Annotated in this window: 17 protein-coding genes and 2 pseudogenes; 10 read left to right on the forward strand and 9 right to left on the reverse strand. The window is 70.1% G+C overall.

Going from position 1 to position 20,254, the window contains the following annotated elements:
- The first annotated feature begins 24 nt into the window (after window positions 1-24).
- The gene (locus tag ABR738_RS31705; protein WP_350233364.1) at window positions 25-720 is read left to right on the forward strand and encodes an SDR family NAD(P)-dependent oxidoreductase; all 696 of its coding nucleotides are present in this window, start codon (window positions 25-27) and stop codon (window positions 718-720) included.
- A gap of 56 nt (window positions 721-776) precedes the next feature.
- Here ABR738_RS31705 and ABR738_RS31710 read toward each other — a convergent pair whose 3' ends face one another.
- A complete protein-coding gene (locus tag ABR738_RS31710) occupies window positions 777-2,045 on the reverse strand; it encodes an MFS transporter (RefSeq protein ID WP_350233365.1) in 1,269 nt (422 codons plus the stop codon).
- 63 nt (window positions 2,046-2,108) lie between these two features.
- Between ABR738_RS31710 and ABR738_RS31715 the strand changes: the two genes are divergently transcribed.
- The 3 genes from ABR738_RS31715 (at window position 2,109) to ABR738_RS31725 (ending at window position 6,433) form a co-directional block, all read left to right on the forward strand.
- Complete coding sequence (locus ABR738_RS31715; protein WP_350233366.1) at window positions 2,109-2,921, forward strand: helix-turn-helix domain-containing protein; 813 nt, start codon at window positions 2,109-2,111, stop codon at window positions 2,919-2,921.
- Window positions 2,922-3,145: 224 nt separating this feature from the next.
- A complete protein-coding gene (locus tag ABR738_RS31720; RefSeq protein WP_350233367.1) occupies window positions 3,146-4,687 on the forward strand; it encodes an AMP-binding protein in 1,542 nt (513 codons plus the stop codon).
- Window positions 4,688-4,825: 138 nt separating this feature from the next.
- On the forward strand, window positions 4,826-6,433 hold the full coding sequence (locus ABR738_RS31725; RefSeq protein ID WP_350233368.1) for an AMP-binding protein: 1,608 nt from the start codon (window positions 4,826-4,828) through the stop codon (window positions 6,431-6,433).
- Window positions 6,434-6,454: 21 nt separating this feature from the next.
- On the opposite strand, the gene ABR738_RS31730 is transcribed toward ABR738_RS31725, so the two are convergent.
- Window positions 6,455-7,162: a hypothetical protein gene (locus tag ABR738_RS31730; protein ID WP_350233369.1), complete on the reverse strand. Its 708-nt coding sequence runs from the start codon at window positions 7,160-7,162 to the stop codon at window positions 6,455-6,457.
- Between the two features lie 290 nt (window positions 7,163-7,452).
- On the opposite strand from ABR738_RS31730, the gene gcl reads away from it, so the two are divergent.
- On the forward strand, window positions 7,453-9,243 hold the full coding sequence (gene gcl / locus ABR738_RS31735; RefSeq protein WP_350233370.1) for a glyoxylate carboligase: 1,791 nt from the start codon (window positions 7,453-7,455) through the stop codon (window positions 9,241-9,243).
- Window positions 9,244-9,310: 67 nt separating this feature from the next.
- Here gcl and ABR738_RS31740 read toward each other — a convergent pair whose 3' ends face one another.
- Window positions 9,311-10,135, reverse strand: coding sequence for an ArsR/SmtB family transcription factor (locus tag ABR738_RS31740; protein WP_350233371.1), 825 nt, complete (start codon window positions 10,133-10,135; stop codon window positions 9,311-9,313).
- A gap of 132 nt (window positions 10,136-10,267) precedes the next feature.
- On the opposite strand from ABR738_RS31740, the gene ABR738_RS31745 reads away from it, so the two are divergent.
- Window positions 10,268-10,489 carry a hypothetical protein gene (locus ABR738_RS31745; RefSeq protein WP_100579962.1) on the forward strand — a complete coding sequence of 74 codons (222 nt, stop codon included), beginning with the start codon at window positions 10,268-10,270 and terminating at the stop codon, window positions 10,487-10,489.
- A 305-nt stretch (window positions 10,490-10,794) separates the two neighbouring features.
- On the opposite strand, the pseudogene ABR738_RS31750 reads toward ABR738_RS31745, so the two are convergent.
- The 4 genes and pseudogenes from ABR738_RS31750 to ABR738_RS31765 all read right to left on the reverse strand — a co-directional run bounded on the left by ABR738_RS31750 (window position 10,795) and on the right by ABR738_RS31765 (window position 14,216).
- Window positions 10,795-11,772 (reverse strand): annotated as a pseudogene (locus ABR738_RS31750) (serine hydrolase domain-containing protein).
- Window positions 11,773-11,883: 111 nt separating this feature from the next.
- Window positions 11,884-12,525, reverse strand: a complete 642-nt coding sequence (locus tag ABR738_RS31755; RefSeq protein WP_350233372.1) for an HAD family hydrolase — start codon at window positions 12,523-12,525, stop codon at window positions 11,884-11,886.
- A gap of 130 nt (window positions 12,526-12,655) precedes the next feature.
- Window positions 12,656-13,222 (reverse strand): YciI family protein, encoded by a 567-nt coding sequence (locus ABR738_RS31760; protein WP_350233373.1) that lies wholly within the window; start codon window positions 13,220-13,222, stop codon window positions 12,656-12,658.
- A 769-nt stretch (window positions 13,223-13,991) separates the two neighbouring features.
- Entirely contained in the window at window positions 13,992-14,216 is a 225-nt protein-coding gene (locus tag ABR738_RS31765; RefSeq protein ID WP_350233374.1) for a hypothetical protein, read from the reverse strand.
- A 318-nt stretch (window positions 14,217-14,534) separates the two neighbouring features.
- On the opposite strand from ABR738_RS31765, the pseudogene ABR738_RS37790 reads away from it, so the two are divergent.
- The 4 genes and pseudogenes from ABR738_RS37790 to ABR738_RS31785 all read left to right on the forward strand — a co-directional run.
- Window positions 14,535-14,991 (forward strand): annotated as a pseudogene (locus ABR738_RS37790) (transposase); the annotation flags it as partial.
- A gap of 484 nt (window positions 14,992-15,475) precedes the next feature.
- Window positions 15,476-15,787 carry a hypothetical protein gene (locus tag ABR738_RS31775; RefSeq protein ID WP_350233376.1) on the forward strand — a complete coding sequence of 104 codons (312 nt, stop codon included), beginning with the start codon at window positions 15,476-15,478 and terminating at the stop codon, window positions 15,785-15,787.
- 12 nt (window positions 15,788-15,799) lie between these two features.
- Window positions 15,800-16,684, forward strand: coding sequence for a hypothetical protein (locus ABR738_RS31780; protein ID WP_350233377.1), 885 nt, complete (start codon window positions 15,800-15,802; stop codon window positions 16,682-16,684).
- Window positions 16,681-17,586 (forward strand): MvdC/MvdD family ATP grasp protein, encoded by a 906-nt coding sequence (locus tag ABR738_RS31785; RefSeq protein WP_350233378.1) that lies wholly within the window; start codon window positions 16,681-16,683, stop codon window positions 17,584-17,586. Before ABR738_RS31780 ends, ABR738_RS31785 begins: the two co-directional genes overlap by 4 nt.
- Before the next feature lie 26 nt (window positions 17,587-17,612).
- Here ABR738_RS31785 and ABR738_RS31790 read toward each other — a convergent pair whose 3' ends face one another.
- A complete protein-coding gene (locus ABR738_RS31790) occupies window positions 17,613-18,032 on the reverse strand; it encodes a hypothetical protein (protein ID WP_350234906.1) in 420 nt (139 codons plus the stop codon).
- A 613-nt stretch (window positions 18,033-18,645) separates the two neighbouring features.
- The gene (locus tag ABR738_RS31800; RefSeq protein WP_350233379.1) at window positions 18,646-20,112 is read right to left on the reverse strand and encodes a catalase; all 1,467 of its coding nucleotides are present in this window, start codon (window positions 20,110-20,112) and stop codon (window positions 18,646-18,648) included.
- Window positions 20,113-20,254: the final 142 nt, after the last annotated feature.

Below are 20,254 nucleotides of genomic sequence, written 5' to 3' on the forward strand. Positions count from 1 at the left end.
CCATCACGGGCAGAAAGTGAACACATGACGACAACGTTCATCACAGGAGCCAACAAGTCCCTCGGGTACGAGACCGCCCGCCGCTTGACCGACGCCGGCCACACCGTCCTCATCGGTGCTCGTGATCCGGGGCGCGGCCAGGCGGCCGCCGACGCACTCGGTGCCCGCTTCGTCCGCATCGACGTGACGGACGACGCATCGGTGGCAGCGGCCGCCGACGACATCAGGGCGCACGAGGGCGGCATCGACGTCCTGATCAACAACGCGGGTGTCCTGGGGACACACAGCCCCGCCGACCGGATCACGGCCGCTGACGCCGGCGAGGTGTTCGAGGTCAACGTCGTGGGGATCGTCCGGGTCACGCACGCCTTCCTGCCCCTGCTGCGCACCTCGACGAACCCGGTCATCGTCAACGTGTCCAGCGGTATGGGGTCTTTCGCCGCCACCCACGATCCCGGACGCGTCGAGGGGCGGGTCGTCGCGCCGCTGTACACGGCGTCGAAGGCCGCCGTGACCATGCTGACCACGCAGTACGCGAAGTCCTTGCCGGACGTGAAGGTGAACGCGGCCGATCCGGGCTACACCGCCACCGACTTCAACGGACACAGCGGCCCGCAGACCGTCACCCAGGGAACCGACGCCATCGTCGAACTGGCCACCATCGGAGCGGACGGCCCGACGGGAACCCTCCGTGACCGCCACGGCACGCTCGGCTGGTGAGTCGTGTGCGCGGCGCTCAGCGCCCTGCTTCCGGGGCGGCGCGGACGCTGCGTCTCTCAACGAGGCACACCCCCGGCCTCGCCCGCGCTCGGCGAACCGCCCCCTCTCACCGAACCGCCCGCGTTCACCGGGCCATCGGCCCCTACGTCCCCGGGCCCACTCGCACCCCCGTCTCCGTACCGCCGGCGTCCATACGCCGCCAGCGCGGTGAGAGGCACGGTCAGGACGGCGGCCACCGCGAACAGGGCCTGGAATGAGCCCCGTTGGGCGGGCCCCGCGGCGAGTCCCGTTCCCAGGGCGCTGCCCAGGTACAGGGCGACCCCGAACAGGGCGATCCCGCTCGCCCGGGCGCTCGGCACCAGCAGGGTCGCCCACGCCTGCACCGTCGAGTGCAGGAACGCCCACCCGCCGCCCAGGAGCAGCGCGCTCAGGCCCAGGGTCACCAGGGACGGATGCAGCGCGGCCACGGCGTACGCGGTCAGGACCTGGGCGCCGCCCGCCACGATCAGCGCGACCGGGCCGAGGCGTCCGGACAGCCGGCGCACCAGCTGGGCGCCGGCCATCGCCGCGACCCCGTACAGCGCCGCCACCGCGCCCGCCGTCGCCGGAGCCGTGCCAAGCGACTCCAGCGCGGGCGGCAGATAGGTGAAACAGCCCAGGAGTACGCCGCCTTCGAGCAGGGCGACCGCCATCACGTACCACTGCCAGCGCGATCGCAGGACCGTGCGCAGCGCGCCGCCCTCGCGGGGAGCGAGCGCGGGTTCGGGCAGGCGGCGCAGGGCCAGGGCCAGATATCCGGCGACCACGCCCGGGAGCGCGAACACCAGGCGCCAGCTCACCCAGTGGGCCAGCGCCCCCGCGGCCACCGTCGCCAGCGCGGTGCCGAGGGCGAACGCCGTCATCAAGGAGCTCAGGGCGCGCTGGCGGCCGGCCGGCGCGACGGTGTCGCCCACATACGTCAGGGAGCCGGCGATGGCGGCCGCGAAGCACGCCCCGGTGCAGCCCCGCGCCACGATGAGCGCGGCCGCTCCCGGCGCCGCCGCCGATGAGAGCGCTCCCAGCGCGGCCGCCGCAAGCGAGACGCGCATCACCCGCACCCTTCCGAACCGGTCGCTCGCCATGCCCCAGGCCGGCTGGGTCAGGCCGTATCCGAGGGTGTACGCACTCGCGGCGAGCGCGGCCGTGCCGAGCGGCACGCCAAGAGCGGGTCCGATGAGCACGAGCATCGGCGCGATCGAGAAGCGGTCGAAGTTGCTGAGGAAACCGGCGGCGCCGAGCAGTCCGGCGCTGCCGCGGAGCCCGCCTTGGGGCGGTGAATTGGTCATGTTCCCAGCTCAGCAGGGGGGCCGAGGTTCAGGTGGGCTCAGCCGATTACCATCACTCACACCGTGACGTACTCATCCGACCCCCGAGTGGAACTCGGCGCGTTCCTCCGTTCGCGCCGCGAGCGACTGGCTCCCGCCGCGCTGGGACTGCCGGTCACGCCGCGTCGGCGCACCCCGGGCCTGCGGCGCGCGGAGGTCGCCGAGTCCGCCGGCATCAGCACCTCCTGGTACGCGTGGCTGGAGCAGGGCCGGGTGCGCACCTCGGAGCAGGTGCTGCGCGCCGTCGCCCGCGCGTTGCGCCTGGACGCAGCCGAGACCGCGCACGTGCTGGCCTTCGCGGACGACCCCAAAGTGCCTGCCGCGCCAGCGAGTTGGGTCTCGCCGCACCTGCGCTCGCTGGTCGACGCGCTGGTGCCGCACCCGGCGATGGTCATCGACCCGCACTGGGACCTGCTGGCGTGGAACGCCTCCTACGCCGCGCTCCTGACCGACCTGGCCCGCCTGCCGCCCAAGCGGCGCAATATGCTCTGGCTGGTGTTCCGCTGGCCGCCGTGCCGGACGCTGCTCGCCGACTGGGAACCCGAAGCCCGGGCGCTGCTCGGGCAGTTCAGGGCCAGGGCGGCCCGGCAGCCCCACGATCAGAGGTACGCCGAGATCATCGAGTCGATCGGGGCGGACCCGGACGCCGCGCGCTGGCTCACACAGCGCGAGACCGCCGCCTTCCGCCCGGCCGTCAAACGTTTCCACCACCCCGTGGCGGGCGAGCTGCGGCTGCGTCCCGTCAAGCTCGCGGCCGTCGACGAACCCGGCCACCATTTCCTGGCCTACCTCCCCGACGGCCCCGCGTCCGAAGCGGCCCTGCGCCAACTGGCCTGAGGAGCGCCGTCCGAGGCGCCCGGTCTGAGGTGCCCGGCCTGAGGCGCCCGGCGCTGAGAGCGCGATCAGACACCGGCCCGTCCCGCCCGCGCCCCCCGTCGGCCCGCCCCGATCAATTCGTGGTTTTCGGCCGCTTCCGGCGGTGGTTGGTATCAGACTTCCCCCGGACACACCATGCGGATCTTGCTGGGGAAGGGGATCCGCCGACGCAGGGGAGAAGAGCGATGCGGACACCGATGACGGTCTCGGACTTCCTCGACCGGGCGGAGCTGGGGTTCGCCTCCAGCGCCGGTGTCGTGGACGAGCCGGACCAGCCGGGGCCGCCTGTGCCCTCGCTGACCTACGGGCGGCTCGCCGAGCGGGTCCGCGCCTGGCAGGCGGGGTTCGACGCGCTGGGCGTCGCCGAGGGCGAACGGGTCGCGGTGGTGAGCCACAATTCCACCCGCCTGCTGGAGCTGCTGTTCGCGGTGCCGATGAGCGGACGGATCTGCGTGCCCATCAACTTCCGGCTGAAGCCCGAGGAGGTCGAGTACGTGGTGCGCCAGAGCGGCGCATCGGTGCTGCTCGTGGATCCCGAGGTGGACGGGGCGCTGTCCGGCGTCACGGCGCGTCACCGGTTCGTGCTGGGCGAGGCGACGGAATCCGGACTCATGCGCTTCGACGTCGCGCCACGCCCCTGGTCGCATCCGGACGAGGACGCCACCGCCACCATCAACTACACCTCGGGAACCACCGCGCGCCCCAAGGGAGTTCAGCTGACCCACCGCAACATCTGGGTCAACGGTCTCACCTTCGGGCTGCACACCCGCACGTGGGAGCGCGACGTCTACATGCACACCCTGCCGATGTTCCACTGCAACGGCTGGGGCATGCCGTATGTGATGGCCGGACTCGGCGTGAAACAGGTCGTGCTGCGCAAGGTGGACGGGGCGGAGATCCTGCGCCGGGTGGACGAGCACGGGGTGACCCTGATGTGCGGGGCGCCGGCGGTGTGGAACGCGGTCCTCGACGCGGCGGCGTCCTGGGACGGCGAGATCCCGGGCCGCGACCGGGTACGGGTCGTCTGCGCCGGAGCGCCCCCGCCGAGCCGGATGATCCAGCGGATGGAGCAGGAGCTGGGCTGGGAGTTCCTGCAAATCTACGGCCTGACCGAGACGTCCCCGCTGCTCACCATGAACCGTGCCCGGCCGGGCGACGAGAAGCTGTCCGCCAACGAGCGGGCGCGCAAACTGTCGCGGGCCGGTGTGCCCGCGCTCGGCGTCAAGTTGAAGGTGTCCGAGACGGGCGAGGTGCTGGCCCGCTCGAACGTGGTGCTCGACGGCTACTGGGAGAAGCCGCAGGAGAGCGCGGCGGCCCTCAAAGACGGCTGGTTCCACACCGGCGACGGCGGCGCGATCGACGAGAGCGACGGCTGTCTGACGATCTCGGACCGTAAGAAGGACGTGATCATCACCGGCGGTGAGAACGTGTCCTCGATCGAGGTGGAGGACACACTCTTCAGTCACCCGGCGGTCGCGGAGGTCGCCGTCATCGGCGTGCCGCACGAGAAGTGGGGCGAGACGATCAAGGCCCTGGTGGTCCTGGCCGAGGGCGCGGCCGTCACGGAGGCCGACCTCATCGCGTACTGCAAGGAGCGGATGGCCCGCTACAAGGCGCCGACCACGGTGGAGTTCCGCGATGCCATCCCGCGCACGGCCACCGGCAAGATCCAGAAGTTCAAGCTGCGCGAACCGTACTGGACCGGCCTCGACCGGGGGATCAACTGACGCACGCACCCGGGCCCTGCCCGCCCCTGTCCCCCGCCCCGGCACGCCCCGACGATCTCCCCGGCGCGTGAGGGTAGGCAGGTCAGGGGCGGCCGGGGCATGCTGAGGGCCACGTGAGGGAAGTGAGGGCACGCTGCGATGGTGACTTACTCGTACGCCCACGGGGTGAGCGGCACCGCCCTGCTCGGCGACACGATCGGCGCCAACCTGGACCGCGCGGTCTCGGCGTACGGTGAGCGCGAAGCAGTGGTCGACCTCGTGTCGGGCCGGCGCTGGACGTACGGCCAATTCGCCCTGGACGTGGCCCAGTTGGCGTGCGCGTTGCTCGCGGACGGTGTCGGGCGGGGCGACCGGGTCGGCATCTGGGCGGTCAACTGCCCCGAGTGGGTGCTGGTCCAGTACGCGACGGCGCGCATCGGCGCGGTGCTGGTCAACATCAACCCGGCTTACCGCGCGCACGAGTTGGCGTATGTGCTGCGCCAGGCCGGGGTGTCGGTCCTGTTCGCGTCGCGGTCCCACAAGTCGAGCGACTACCGGGCGATGGTGGAGCAGGTGCGCGACACGTGCCCGGCGCTGCGCCGGACCGTCTACATCGGCGACGGGAGCTGGGACGTCCTGATGGCCGGCGGCGCCGGGGTCGCGCGCGAGGAGCTGGCGGCCCGCGAGGCGCGGCTGTCCTGTGACGACGCGGTCAACATCCAGTACACCTCGGGCACGACGGGCTTCCCGAAGGGAGCGACGCTCTCCCATCACAACGTCCTCAACAACGGTTATTTCGTGGGGGAGTTGCTGGGCTACACCGAGGCCGACCGGATCTGCGTGCCCGTGCCCTTCTACCACTGCTTCGGCATGGTGATGGCGAACCTCGCGGCCACCTCGCACGGCGCCTGCGTCGTGATCCCGGCGCCCTCCTTCGACCCCGGGGCGACGCTGCGCGCCGTCGAGGCGGAGCGGTGCACCTCGCTGTACGGGGTGCCCACCATGTTCATCGCGGAGCTCAACCTGCCCGGCTTCGCCGGCTACGACCTGTCCTCGCTGCGCACCGGGATCATGGCGGGCTCGCCGTGCCCGGCGGAGACGATGAAACGGGTGGTCGCGGAGATGCACATGGGGCAGGTGTCCATCTGCTACGGCATGACCGAGACGTCCCCGGTGTCCACGCAGACGCGTACCGACGACGACCTGGAGCGGCGCACCGGCACGGTGGGGCGCGTCATGCCGCATGTGGAGGTGAAGGTCGTCGACCCCGCCACCGGCGTCACCGTCCCGCGCGGCGAACCGGGCGAGCTGCGCACGCGCGGCTACAGCGTGATGCTGGGCTACTGGGACGAGCCGGAGCAGACCGCCGAGGCCATCGACGAGGGCCGCTGGATGCACACGGGCGACCTGGCGGTGATGCGTGAGGACGGGTACGTCGAGATCGTCGGCCGGATCAAGGACATGATCATCCGAGGTGGCGAGAACGTGTATCCGCGCGAGATCGAGGAGTTCCTGTACGGGCACCCCAAGGTCATGGACGTGCAGGTGGTGGGGGTCCCCGACGAGCGGTACGGCGAGGAGATCCTGGCCTGCGTCATCCCGCGCGACCCCGGTGACCCGCCCACCCTGGAGGAGCTGACCGCGTACTGCCGCGAACGGCTGGCCCACTACAAGATCCCCCGCCATCTGCGGATTCTGGACGCCTTCCCGATGACCGTCAGCGGCAAGGTGCGCAAGGTGGAGCTGAGACAGGGCTACGGCGCCTGACGGCCTGAGAGCGCGATCAGGCTAGGCGCCCGCGAGCACCAGCTCCCGCGCCGCCTCGTTCACCGGCGAGGGCGTCCCCGTCAGGTCGAGCACGAACAGCGGGACGTGGAGGGCGTCGGCGCGCTCGCGGGCGCCCTCGGTGTACCCCGCGAGCGAGAAGTGGACACCGCGCGCGGACGCGGTCATGGCGTGCAGCCACAGGCATTCGACCGCCCTCGGTGAGGCGGGCCGCGTCGTCGGGTCCACCCGGGCCACCAGACCGTGGCCGCGCAGGTCGATGCCGGAGACCGGGCGGCGTTCCGCCCGGAGCAGGTCGCGAAATCCGAGCCAGCTCAGATAGAGCGCGGCCGCCGTCACCGTGTCCCGCGCGGTACGGATCGTGCGCGGCCGGAACGCCCCGCGCCGCCGGGCGCCCGTGGGCGGCGGGGCCGTGGGCGCGGGCGCCGGCGCCGTGGCGGGCGCCGTCACCGGGCGCACCGGCACCTTCAGGACCGTGCCGCAGGAGCAGCCGAGCTCGGGCTGGGGCCACTGGCTCTGCCGGTCGCACGCCCGGCAGCGGACGGTGACCCAGGTGTCCGTCCAGGTTCGGTGGGTGATCGGGGAGGGCGGGGCGCCGCGCTGGATGGGGGGCGCCAGCGGCGTCCCGCAGGCGCACGGGTAGGCGGGCGGCACATAGACGTGGTCCCGCCCGCAGGCCGGACAGCGCACCGGTACGCCCTCGCCGTTCATCCGCCCCCACCTCCGCGACGCGACCCCGTGCGGGGCCCCCGTTCCACGCCGGACGAAGCCCCGGGTGGTCTCGGCAGCCGTTCCGGGGCCTCGCGGTCCATCGTCCACCAACCGCGACCGCCGTGTGGCTCATTCGCACATCCCGGCCCTCCCTTGACGCGCCGCCGAAGCCGTCCTACATTGCTTCCACATAGCAGAATGATACTTCCGCATTACGGAAAAGGGCTCGAAGGCGGCGCGGTCAGGCGGCGCGCCAGAGTCCACTCCGCCGGCCGAAGCAGGAGCACCCCATGCCTCGTATGACCGCTGCCCGAGCGGCAGTTGAGATCCTCAAGCGCGAAGGCGTCAGCCACGCCTTCGGTGTGCCGGGCGCGGCGATCAACCCCTTCTACCGTGCGCTCAAGGAGGGCGGTGGCATCGACCACACGCTCGCCCGCCACGTCGAAGGCGCCTCCCACATGGCGGAGGGATACACGCGCTCCAACCCGGGCAACATCGGTCTCTGCATCGGCACGTCGGGCCCCGCCGGCACCGACATGATCACCGGCCTGTACTCCGCCATCGGCGACTCGATCCCGATCCTGTGCATCACCGGCCAGGCCCCGGTCGCGGTGATCCACAAGGAGGACTTCCAGGCGGTCGACATCGCCTCGATCGCAGCTCCCGTCACCAAGGCCGCGACGACCGTCCTGGAGGCGGCCCAGGTCCCCGGCGTCTTCCAGCAGGCCTTCCACCTGATGCGCTCCGGCCGTCCCGGCCCGGTCCTCATCGACCTGCCGATCGACGTGCAGCTCACCGAGATCGAGTTCGACCCCGAGACCTACGAGCCCCTGCCGGTCTACAAGCCCGCCGCGACGCGCGCCCAGATCGAGAAGGCCATCAGCTTCCTGCTGGAGTCCGAGCGCCCGCTGATCGTCGCCGGGGGCGGCATCATCAACGCGGACGCCTCCGACCTCCTGGTCGAGTTCGCGGAGATCACCAACACGCCGGTCATCCCCACCCTCATGGGCTGGGGCGCCATCGCCGACGACCACGAGCTGAACGCCGGCATGGTGGGCCTTCAGACCTCGCACCGCTACGGCAACGCCACGTTCCTGGAGTCGGACTTCGTCCTCGGCATCGGCAACCGCTGGGCCAACCGTCACACCGGCTACAAGCTCGACGTCTACACCCAGGGCCGTAAGTTCGTCCACGTCGACATCGAGCCCACCCAGATCGGCAAGATCTTCGCGCCGGACTACGGCATCGCCTCCGACGCGAAGGCCGCCCTCGAGCTGTTCGTCGAGGTCGCCAAGGAGCTCAAGGCCGCAGGCAGGCTGCCCGACCGCTCGGCGTGGGTCGCCTCCCACCTGGAGCGCAAGTCCACGCTCCAGCGGCGTACGCACTTCGACAACGTGCCGATGAAGCCGCAGCGGGTCTACGAGGAGATGAACAAGGCCTTCGGCCCGGAGACGCGCTACGTCACCACCATCGGCCTCTCCCAGATCGCCGGCGCGCAGATGCTGCACGTCTACAAGCCGCGCAACTGGATCAACTGCGGCCAGGCGGGCCCGCTCGGCTGGACCATCCCGGCCGCGCTCGGCGCCGCGACCGCCGACCCCGAGGTCCCCGTCGTCGCGCTGTCCGGCGACTACGACTTCCAGTTCATGCTGGAGGAGCTGGCGGTCGGCGCCCAGCACAAGATCCCCTACGTCCACGTCCTCGTGAACAACGCCTACCTGGGTCTGATCCGTCAGGCGCAGATCGGCCTGGACATCAACTTCCAGGTCAACCTGGAGTTCGAGAACATCAACTCCCCGGAGCTGGGCGTCTACGGCGTCGATCACGTCAAGGTCGTCGAGGGCCTGGGCTGCAAGGCGATCCGGGTCACCGAGCCGGACCAGCTGTTGCCCGCGTTCGAGGAGGCCAAGAAGCTGGCCGCCGAGTTCCGTGTCCCGGTCGTCGTCGAGGCGATCCTGGAGCGGATCACGAACATCTCGATGAGCCGCACCAACGACATCAGTGACATCAGCGAGTTCGAGGAGCTGGCCACCGAGCCGGGCCACGCCCCGACGGCCATCCGCCCCCTGACGGCTTCCTGAGCCACCCGAAACGGTCCGGCCCCCATTCCCCCGCACTGGGGAGCGGGGGCCGGACGCATGCCGGGGATCAGGCGCTCGCGCCCGTGTCCTCCTGTTCGATGAGCGTCTTCAGGGTGGAGAGGATCATCACCCAGCCGTCGCCGGCGCCCTTGAGCATGTCGCCGTCCGGGCTGTCGAATCCGTCGTGGGTGAGCGTCAGCCGCACGCCGGGGAAGGCCGGATCGGCCGGCTCGATGTCGAAGGCCACCCGGGACCGCTCCTGCCGTGCGTGTTCGAACTCGGCCTCGCCGCCACGGAGTTGACGACGCGTCTGCTGAAGTCGGTGCCAGGTGTACGCGAGCCGCCGGCCCGGCTCCGCGTCGAGGACGACCTGATCCAGGTCCTCGTACGTTCCCGCGGGCCCCATCCTCCACAGCACGGGCGAGCCCACCCGCCACACCGACATGGGGCCCCCGCCGTCGAAATACCGCCGGGCGAACTCGGCGTCCGTCAGGGCCGCGTAGAGGCGTTCGGGGGTGGTCCGGATGTAGAGGGCGTACGTGAACTCGGGCCTGTGCCCGGTGAGTTCCTTCTCCGGCCCGCTCGGGCGGTCCTGGGGCCGGTCGCGCTCGTACTTGCCGATCCAGCGCTCGGACAGCTCCCGTATCGGGCCCGGATCGAGGTGGTGCAGCTTCTCGCGGCCGTGCCGGACCGAGGAGACCAGGCGCGCCGCCTCCAGTACCGCCAGGTGCTTGCTCACCGCCTGCCGCGACATCGCGAGCCCCTCGCACAGCTCCCGCAGGCTCTGTCCGTCGCGCGCCCGCAGCCGGTCGAGCAGCCGGCGCCGGCCCGCGTCGGCCAGCGCCCTGAAGACGTCGTCCACCATCGCCTCCGAGCCCTCGGGCAACCTCACGGTTGCGTTTCAATTCGTGACGATTTTCGCACCGATACGCGTTGCGGGCGAAGGCGTGGGCCGGATCGATTCCCCATCGTCATCCGACGGGCCTGCCCCTGGGGCCCTTCGACAGCGCATACTGGGGTGACGATGACGAAGCCATCCGCGCCCCGGCGCCACCTGCCCACCAGCCCCTTCAAAGCCCCGGACGCCCCGGCGGCCAAGCACTTCGTCCTGGGAGACCGGGTCACACACGACCAGTTCGGCCTGGGCACCATCATCGGGGTCGAGGACGGCGTCGCGATGCTCGTCGACTTCGGCTCCCGCCAGGCCCGAATCGTCAGCCCGTACACCCGTATGGACAAGCTCTAGGCCCGCCGCCCCAAGGAATGCCCCGGTCCGGACCGCAGTCGTGGCCCGGACCGGGGGCGTTTTCCATCCCGTCGGGGACGCGGCCGACGTACGACGTGTGACGAGGCACGACTGCGCGCGCGGCTGCCCGTCCGGGTGAACCTCACGTGCGGTCCGCGCAGTGCCTCCCCGCCGCCGTCGACCCCGTTCAGCCGCACAGGGCCGCCCGCTGTGCCGCGAGCGGGCCGGCGCCGCGCGGGACGGGCGGATCGCCTCTCAGGTCCGCGCCGAGATCGTAGACGTTGACCGCGAGCACCAGCTGCCGCTCACCGTCGGCGGAGATCAGGGACGCGCTGGTGAAGCGGCCCGCCCCCGTCGGCCTCCCACGCCACGACCGGCTCGGACGCGGCCAGATCGTCGACCGTGGAGATCATGGCGCCCGCCGTCCAGTCGCAGGACGGGCTGAACCGCGTCACATCGCGCCCCGAAAGGTCGTACCCGTGCGGATGGGGGCCGTGGATGTCCGGGTCGGTCAGGGGGAATGAGGTGTCCTTGAGGCCGAGCGGGGCAAGGATGCGCCGCTGGATCTCCGAGGAGGCGGCCCGGTGGGTGACGGCCTCGATCACCAGGCCGGCCAGCAGATGGTTGGTGTTCGAGTACGACCATGCGGTGCCCGGCGCGAAGAGCGGCCCGTGCCGGACGGCGCGGGCGATCACCTCGCGCGGTGGCTAGACGTGGCCCCACTGGTGGCGCTTCAGGTACGGCGCGAAGAACGCGGGCTCGGTGGTGGGGTCGTAGATGCCGGAGGTGTGCGAGAGCAGCTGGCGCACGGTGATGGCCCGGCCGTCGTTGCCGTGGCCCCGGACCGCGCCGGGCAGCCACTTCGCCACGCTGTCGTCCAGCGAGAGCCGCCCTTCGCCCTCCAGCCGCAACAGCACGGCCGACACGAACGATTTGGTGTTGCCGGCGATCCTGAACCGCTGGTCCGGCCGGGCGCGTTCGCCGGTCGCCGTGTCCGCGAGCCCCGCGGCGAGCCGCGACTCCCGCTCTCCCCGTCCGGCGTATGCCACTGCGCCCGGGAATCCGTCCGCGACCGTGTGCACCAGGGCCTGTTCGAGCCCGGCGGGCGGCGGTCCCGGGATGCGCTCACCGGCGGTCGCGGGGCCGATTCCCGCCACGGCCACCGCGCACAGTACCGCCCACAGCGCCACGGCCCTCGTACGTGCCTTCACCGATCGTTCCCGCTCCTCGCCCGCCTGTGCCGTTTCCGGCCGAGCGTGCCAAAGCGGGCGCCCGGCGCCCATCCGGCTGGCGCCCGGCCCGTTACGGGGACTGTCCCCACCCGGGCCGACCGTCACATCGAACTCGGCGCCTCGGTAAGGATGGTGACGGCCCGTCAGGTGGGTCGGCCCGTGTCAGTCCGCGAGGATGGACGCCAGCTGGGTCAGCGAGTCGAGACGCCAGTCGGCCGCGGCGACCACCTCGGGGTCCTCGGCCCACCAGTGCCCCCACGGGCCGCGCCGCAGATGCGCCACGCGCAGCCCGGCCGCCTTGGCGGGATACACGTCGTGCACGGGGTGGGAGCCCACATACACGGTCTCGTGCGGGCCGCTCCCGGACGCCTCCAGAACCCGCTCGAAGAACGCGGGCTCCGGCTTGGCGACGCCCCACTCCTCGGAGGTGGCGACGAGGTCGGCGGGCAGATCGAGACCGCGCAGGAGTTCGCCGGCCCGGGCCGACTTGTTCCCGGCGACGACGACCCGGACGCCGAGTTTGCGCAGACCCCCCAGGGCCGGCCGCACGTCGTCGTACAGGTCGGTCTCGTCCAGGTGCTCGCCCCGGCCCGAGGCCTCCCGGGCCAGATACGCCTCGCGCACGTCCATGCCGGGCTTGAGTATGCGCAGCGCGTCCGCCGGGTCGCGGCCCTGCGTGACGACCGCCCCCACCAGGACGGAGAGGGTATGCCGGGGCACGCCGATCCAGTCGGCCCAGGATGCCCAGTAGCGGTCGTCGCGTACCAGCGTTTCGCCCATGTCGAGCACGATCGTCTCAATCATCGGGGCGATCCTAGGCGCTCGCCTGCGCATATGCCGGGGACGACGCCACTTCGGGATGCGCGGTGTTGTCCGATTCGCGCGACGGGGCGCCCGCGGGCGCGGCGGGCAGGGCCGAGACGTCACCGCCGGGTCACTGCCGCCCGCCGAACTGCCAGCGGTGGACCTCCACGACGGCGTACCGGTCCCGGGCGAGTACGGCGCGGGCCGTGTCAGGGCCGGGCGCGCGCACGAGCGCCGCCGCGCCGAGTTGGGCCGCGCCGTCGTCGGACAGCAGCGGGCCGAACGCGATCAGCTCGTCCGTGCTGGCGGGCAGGGTGAGCCCGTCGCCGTTGCCGTCGCCGCCGTCGCCCTCGCCGCCGAGCCCGAGCACCAGGAACCTGTCCCCGTCCACGCGGCCGCCGGGAAAGTCCCACATGGTGCGCCCCAGCAGGTTGCGCCACCGCCGCAGCTGTACGTCCCGATAGACCCCGGCCTGGTATCCCGGCTCGTCGAAGACGAACGCGCGGGCGGTGGCGGCGTCGGGCAGGTCGAGGATGTGCACGCTGCCCGTGGGCGTCTCGCCGTCGTCGGAGAGGGTGGGGCCCCGGGCGATCATCTGGTCGGCGTACTGGTCCATGTAGGACCAGTGCTCCTCAAGCAGCTCAGCTCGCAGAGAGAGCGAGCCCGGCCGGTCCCGGTGGTAGCAGAAGAACTCCATGGCCAGGGACTCTTCCGCAACCGGACCGACAGAGCAACGGAGATCGCGAGCGGGATGCAGCGGGACACAGGGGCCGGACGTCCGCCCCCCGCCGTCGTCTACTGTCGTGATCAAGGACTGGGCCGGGACGAGGAGAGGAGAGGAGATGTTCGCGGTCATCTACCGCTGGGACCTCAAGCAGGGCAAAGAGCAGCAGTTCGTGGACGGTTGGCACCGCGTGACCGAGGCGATCCTCGAACGTTGCGGCAGCCGGCTCACGGCTGCACCAGGCGGACGACGGTACCTGGGTCGCCTACGCGCGCTGGCCCGACGAGGCCAGCCGCGACCGGTGCGCGATGCCCGATCCCGAGGGGGCGGCCATGATGAGCGACGCGATCGCCGAACGCCACCCGGAGACCCGCCTGTTGCTCGTGGACGACATGCTGGCGGAGCCGGGCACCCGGGCGCGGTGATGCCGCCGGCGCGATAGGCGTGTCCGCGCTCCATCAGTGCTGCTTGCCGTTCGCGTCCACGGAGTACGACTTGCCGCCGCATCCGGGGCAGCCGTTCCTCAAGCGTCCTGCTCACGGCGCCGGCGCGGCGGGGCCGCCCCTCGCGGACGAAACCGTGGGCGTGCTGTGGCAAGCGCAACTGCACGTAAGGCGCTCGATCGGTACGGTGCTCGATGACAGCCGCACTTCGGCGGGGCCGGGGCAGAGGGAGTGGCCCTCCTGCCAGGAGAGGTTGCGCGCTTCACGACACTCGGGTGTGACGTAAGTTCGCGTGGCTGTCACGTGTCGGCTTCCTCGTCGAGCGCGGCCGTGCCGGTGCGGATGAGTCTCAGGACGCGGTTCGGGTCGCAGAGGGTGCCGGGCGCTGACATGGGGATGGTCCAGTGGCTGGTCCATGTGTCGGTGTGCTGGTCGTCTCCGATGCGCGGTACGCCGATGTAGTGGCCGAGGCCGAGGTACGTCGCGTGGGGGCCGTGGTCCGGGCCGGGTGGGGCGGGTGGCACGAGGACGTAGTAGCGGCGGCCGCGGGGGTCGTGGATGACCGGGCCGGTTCTTCACCCACGAGGAGTGATGGCCCAAGAGGCCGGCCAGTTGGTCGCGGGTCATACCGCGCCGGGCACGCAGAATCTGGACGCGCTGCCCAAAGCGCACGGGGTCCTCGTACGGATCCGGGGTAGCGTCGGCTGACATAACGGCCTTGCCCCTTCCCTCCAATTCCCTCCAACTCGGCGCCGTCAGGGTATGGCAAGGCTCGTTCCGTGCGCCCCCTTACAGGAGACGTTGTCTCATGTGGAGTGCTGGGTTGTCTGCACCGTGTGGTGATGGTTGAGCGCATGGTGCCGGACGGATTGTGGGTGCTGTTCCGGCGGGTGGTCCCACCTGCCCCATCGCGGCCTCGAGGCGGTGGGCGACGCCGGTACGCGGATCGTGAGGTGCTGGCCGCGATCATTTTCGTGGCCACGAAGGGCTGCACCTGGCGGCAGTTGTCGCCGGTCTTCGGCCCGTCGGGCTCGACCGCGCACCGTCGCTTCACCGAGTGGAGCGCCGCCCGGGCCTGGGCGAAGCCGCACCGCCTCATCCTTGACGAGCTGGGCTCACGCGGAGACCTGGACTGGTCGCGCCGCGCTATCGACTCGGCGAGTATGCGGGCCCTGAAAGGGGGACCTGACAGGTCCGAATCCTGTCCACCGGGGCCCAAGAAGGGATCAGAGATCCACTTGATCACCCAGCGGTCCGGTTTGCATTTTTCTATCGCTGTCTCCGGCGCGAATCCGCACGAGGTAAGAAACGGGGAATTGCTGACGCTGGCTCGCCCGGGCAGGGGCGTTGCCGAGACGATGCCCGTTTTGCGCGCCGTCGCCCTGACCCGTCCCCGCCGTGATCCGGTTGGCGCATCCCCTCGTCTGGAGGGACGATATTGGTATGAAGTTCCATGGGAGGAGAGCGAGATGGCGTCCGACGGAGAGGCTTACAGCAAAGAACTGACACCGAACATGTACGTGAGCAACGTAGATGTCCGACAGAGCACATGGCACGAGAGCGCTTTCCTCGGTTCGGTGTTCGCGGATTCAAGCATGGAGGATTCCCAGTTCCTCCACGGCAAAGCGCAACGCACGACCTTCGCGGGCACCGTCATGGACGGCAGCCGTCTCGTGGGGTGCTCGTTGCGCGATGTCGTCATCGAAAACTGCGACCTCAGTGGTCTCATCATCGATGGAGTGCGGATCGGGGACCTGATCGCTTCAGAGAAAGGTGCGCACTGATGCCCACGCCCATGATCTTCATCCATCCCGAGCTGCGTCCGGACCTGGCCAGCACGCACGACGTCGAGCCGGTGGGGCTCGAGGATGCCATCAAGGCCGCGGTGGCACGTGGCGAGCGGGTCGTGGACAAGCAGGACGGCGTCGAGCGTCGCCTCTTGTTGGACAAGTCGACGGACTGCACCGGGAAAGAGCAGAGCGAGGGAACCGGCAAGGAGACCTCCGACACGGGCAAGGAAGCATGCGACGCCCAGGCCAAGATCGTTTACGGCGACCTTTCAGCCGTGGCGGATTTCATCCGTCCGATCATGTAGCGCGACGCGACCGTGATCCTTCTGCTGGGGGCCGGGCCGGGCGATGCGGCGGTGTCGGCTTTCGACGGCTACCTGACACGTCATGCCGTACCGCATGTTGTCTGCTCCGACCTGAGGCACATCGCCTTCGCGCTGCGCATCGACGCTGACGGCAGGACGTATGCGCGTCTTCGGGTTCCCGGACACGGCACGCTGCCGGGAGATCAGGTGGGGGTGTTCGTCCAGAACCCGTGGACGCTCGCTCCGGCCGGCGATGACAGCGCGGACGCTTGCTTCGCGGCCGATGAATACCGCGCCGCGCTGTGGTCCCTGTGCGCTCTGCTCCCCAAGGTCGTCAACCGGCCCGGCCCGCGAGGGTGGCACGACGATCGTCAGTTGCGTCGCTGCCTCGATCAATCGGTGCTGCTGCCGGAGTGCTGGACGACCAGCGCACGGCAGCTGCTCGACCGATGGGGGCTCCGCGCGTCACCCGAGCTCCACGTCGAGGATGTGCTGAGCCGCGAGCGCTGGATCGTCAAAGAGCCCGTTGAACTTGGCGCCAGGACGTCGGACACCGCTTTCGCGCCCCTGCGCGGGTTCTTCGCCCCCTCCAGCGAGTACGTTGTCCAGCTGTGCGTGGGGAGCAAGTCGCTCACCCTGCTCAACGAACCCGGGATCGATGTGGACGCGGAGCCGTACCGGAAGCTCGTGCGCGAGCTCGCGGACGCACTGCGCGCACACGGCGTCCGGTTCTTCGCGGTCGCCCTGGTCGCCGACGAACGGCGGCGGATCTCAGTGAGCAGCGTTCTGCCCGTTCCTCCGTTCTCCTGGTACCGGGAATTCGCCGACGCGGTGCATGAGCAGCTCTGTGCTGAACTCGGCCACGCCCACCCGGCGGCGACGGAGGAAATCCGATGACCGTTCTCGTCGTCGGGTCGCCCCATGACCGCACGATCGTGCACACCGTCCGTGCCGCCCGGCACAAGGGCGTGCCCTGCCTCTTCTTCGACATCGTGCTCTTCCTGCGCGCCGGCACCTACTGGTGGGATTTCCAGGGGCGCTGTGGACAGTTGAGCGACGGATCGCTGACGGTGGACCTGCCCGATTGCGGCATTACCGGCATCTACGCACGGCTGGTCGATGTTGTCGACAACTTCGACGCTCGCCATCGTGCCGCGGCCGCGGTACGGCTCAAGGCACTCACGGAGATCCTCGCGTCGGTCGACACCCTCGTCGTCAACCGTCCCGGATCCGACCTGAGCAACTGGACGAAGGCGTATCACCTCGCCCTGCTCAGCCAGTGCGGTTTCACCGTGCCGACATCGCTGCTCACCAATGACCCTGACGAAGCACGCGCGTTCCTGCACACCGGTCCGGATGCCGTATTCAAGGGCGCCAGCGGCGAGAAGACGGTGGCGTCGACATTCCGGCCCGACCAGCTCGACGAGCTGGGGCTGCTGCCCCGCAGTCCCGTGCTGTTCCAGGAGCGTGTGAGAGGAGCGGACGTCCGCACGCATCTGGTCGGCAAGGAGCACATTTCCGAACGGATCGACTGCGAAGGAGTCAACTACCAGTACTGGCAGGGCGCCAAGAAGTTCGCCCCGATACGGGCGCCGAACGAAGTCGTCGAGCAGTGCCTCGCGTATCAGGCCGCGAGTGGTCTGGCCTTCATCGGATTTGACTTCATGGTGGGTGACGACGACCGCTACACCGTTCTGGAGGCCAACCCCATGCCGGGCTATGACGGGTACGACCGGCGCCTGGGGCTGCGTGTGTCCCACGCCCTGCTCGGCCTTCTGCAAGGTCAGGACGGACCGTGACTTCGCCTCCTGGACGACTTCGCCTCCTAGACGAATCCGCCGGTGAAGCACCCGGTGAAGACGTCACACACGATCACCGCCACGACGACGCCCCAGACTATTCCACCGCCCTCGGCCTCGAAGCTCTCCTCCGAGATCCCCAGACGAGCAGCGACAGCACGCGCGGCCTTCGCATCCTTCATCGCGTGTGCTTCGAGCAGCTGCGTCATCTCTTCCGGGTGAGCACGCAGGGTGTCGGCGAGGAGCTCGAAGTCGCGCAGGGCGCGGTGGAGGTCTTCCGGCGTGAAGCGGCCGGGCAGCTTGATGTGGTTGACATGGTCGGCCGAGGCGGCAAGGCCGGCGTGACTGCGGGCGTAGCCGGTGACGCCCAGCGCCAGTGTCAGGGTCTCGGCTTCATCGGTCCGAGGGTCGCGATCGGCAGCGGGGTCCACGGGGAAACGAGACATCTGGCTACTCCTCTGCTGGAGCAGAATTCCCCTGTTCTCAGCCTGTGGGCGTCCCGTCGGAACCGCAACCGCTCTCCCGCCGCCCGACCCGCCGAGCTGCACGCGGACAAGGGTTACCACTACGACCACCCGCGCCGATGGCTACGCGAGCGAGGCATCCGGCACCGCATTGCCCGCACGGGCATCGAATATTGATCGGGTTCCCGTGATGTCGCCCAGGCCCACGCAAAGATCAAGGCCCCACCCGACCATGCGGATGGGGCCTTGATCATCGGGCGCTCGGTTCGGGACCGTAAACCGAACCCGGCGCCCTGGCTGGGAGGTGTGGCCGTCCGGCGGGACGAGGCTGGCGCGACAGGACGTTCGTGCCCGCCGGACGGGGTCGGGGGATCTGGGATCGCGGCGGCGGCGATTGGGGTGGGCGCCTTCCCCTCCTTCAGGTCGGAAGGGGGACGCACACGCCTTCACCACCGCACTGGCATCGCCTCACCGCCGCGATCCTCAGGTTGTCCGAATCCGCCGACCACCCCTCATCCGGGTCGGCGGACCGGACGGTGCAAGGAAGTTGACCTCCCGTCAATTCCCTTGCACGGTCTGTGGGTTGAGCCAGCCGCTAGTCCTCGCGCAGGGCGCGGACGGCCTCCTCGACGCGCTTGCCGTAGTCGGCGTCGGCGGCGTGGAAGTGGGCCAGGTTCTTCTCGACGACGTCGTCGCGGGTGACCTGCGAGAGGCCGCCGGCGATGTTCGCCACCAGGCGGGACTTCTCGTCCTCGGACATCAGACGGTAGAGCTCGCCCGCCTGGAAGAAGTCGTCGTCCTTGTTGTGCAGCGGCGCCTCGTGCGTGCCCGTCCAGCCGTGGACGGCGAGCGGGGCCGACAGGGCGGCGTCGGTCTGTGCGGGGCCCGAGTAGGAGTTGGGCTCGTAGTTCTTGTCGGTGCGGCGGCCGTAGCGGGTCGCCATCAGGCCGTCGCGGCCGTAGTTGTCCGCACTCCCCCCAGGAACAGCCTTCGGGGCGTTGACCGGGAGCTGGGTGTGGTTGACGCCCAGGCGGTAGCGGTGTGCGTCCGCGTAGGCGAACAGGCGGCCCTGGAGCATCTTGTCGGGCGAGGGGCCGATGCCCGGAACGAAGTTGTTCGGGGAGAAGGCGGCCTGCTCGACCTCGGCGAAGACGTTGTCGGGGTTACGGTCGAGGACCAGCCGGCCCACGCGCTGGAGCGGGTAGTCGCTGTGCGGCCACACCTTGGTGAGGTCGAAGGGGTTGAAGCGGTAGTCCGCGGCCTCGGCGACCGGCATGATCTGCACGTACAGCGTCCAGGACGGGTTCACGCCGCGCTCGATGGCCTGGAGCAGGTCCGTCTGGTGGCTGTTGGCGTCCTTGCCGACCGTCTCGGCGGCCTGCTCGGCGGAGAGCGAGCGAACGCCCTGGTTCGTCTTGAAGTGGTACTTGACGAAGAAGGCCTCGCCCTTGGCATTGGTCCACTGGTAGGTGTGGGAGCCGTAGCCGTTCATGTGGCGGTAGGAGGCCGGGATGCCGCGGTCGCCCATGAGCCAGGTGATCTGGTGGGTGGCCTCGGGGGAGTGCGCCCAGAAGTCCCAGACGTTGTCCGGCTCCTGCTTGCCCGTGAAGGGGTCGCGCTTCTGGGAGTGGATGAAGTCGGGGAACTTGATCGGGTCCTTGATGAAGAACACCGGGGTGTTGTTGCCGACGAGGTCGTAGTTGCCCTCTTCGGTGTAGAACTTCAGCGCGAAGCCGCGCGGGTCGCGCACCGCGTCCGCGCCGCCGAGCGAGTCGGCCACGGTGGAGAAGCGGATGAACGTCTCGGTCCGCTTGCCCACCTCGCCGAGGAAGTCGGCCTTCGTGAAGCCGGTGACGTCGTCGGTCACCTCGAAGTAGCCGTACGCGCCGGAGCCACGGGCGTGCACCACACGCTCCGGGATGCGCTCACGGTTGAAGCGCGCGAGCTTCTCCAGGAGGTGCTGGTCCTGAAGCAGGAGAGGGCCACCGACGCCGGCGGTGGCGGAGTTCTGGTTGTCGGCGACGGGGGCGCCGGACTCGGTCGTAAGCACGCGCTTCGACATCGTGACCTTCCGTACTGAAGCTGCACCGCTGACTGTTCGGCGGTTCCTGGAGCGTAAGGAAGCCCGGAACAGAACGTCAACAGTTTGTTGAAATTGAAGGATTGGGCTTCCGGACGGCGGCGGCACCTGGGCGCGACAGGAC

Origin of the sequence: Streptomyces sp. Edi4 (genome assembly GCF_040253615.1) — a bacterium.
Taxonomy (GTDB): domain Bacteria; phylum Actinomycetota; class Actinomycetes; order Streptomycetales; family Streptomycetaceae; genus Streptomyces.

Coding starts and splice junctions, on each gene's coding strand:
- ABR738_RS31705 (WP_350233364.1), top strand. CDS start 25: ATGACGACAACGTTCATCACAGGAGCCAACAAGTCCCTCGGGTACGAG.
- ABR738_RS31710 (WP_350233365.1), bottom strand. CDS start 2,045: ATGACCAATTCACCGCCCCAAGGCGGGCTCCGCGGCAGCGCCGGACTG.
- ABR738_RS31720 (WP_350233367.1), top strand. CDS start 3,146: ATGCGGACACCGATGACGGTCTCGGACTTCCTCGACCGGGCGGAGCTG.
- ABR738_RS31725 (WP_350233368.1), top strand. CDS start 4,826: ATGGTGACTTACTCGTACGCCCACGGGGTGAGCGGCACCGCCCTGCTC.
- ABR738_RS31730 (WP_350233369.1), bottom strand. CDS start 7,162: ATGAACGGCGAGGGCGTACCGGTGCGCTGTCCGGCCTGCGGGCGGGAC.
- gcl (WP_350233370.1), top strand. CDS start 7,453: ATGCCTCGTATGACCGCTGCCCGAGCGGCAGTTGAGATCCTCAAGCGC.
- ABR738_RS31745 (WP_100579962.1), top strand. CDS start 10,268: ATGACGAAGCCATCCGCGCCCCGGCGCCACCTGCCCACCAGCCCCTTC.
- ABR738_RS31755 (WP_350233372.1), bottom strand. CDS start 12,525: ATGATTGAGACGATCGTGCTCGACATGGGCGAAACGCTGGTACGCGAC.
- ABR738_RS31760 (WP_350233373.1), bottom strand. CDS start 13,222: ATGGAGTTCTTCTGCTACCACCGGGACCGGCCGGGCTCGCTCTCTCTG.
- ABR738_RS31775 (WP_350233376.1), top strand. CDS start 15,476: ATGCCCACGCCCATGATCTTCATCCATCCCGAGCTGCGTCCGGACCTG.
- ABR738_RS31785 (WP_350233378.1), top strand. CDS start 16,681: ATGACCGTTCTCGTCGTCGGGTCGCCCCATGACCGCACGATCGTGCAC.
- ABR738_RS31790 (WP_350234906.1), bottom strand. CDS start 18,032: ATGTCTCGTTTCCCCGTGGACCCCGCTGCCGATCGCGACCCTCGGACC.
- ABR738_RS31800 (WP_350233379.1), bottom strand. CDS start 20,112: ATGTCGAAGCGCGTGCTTACGACCGAGTCCGGCGCCCCCGTCGCCGAC.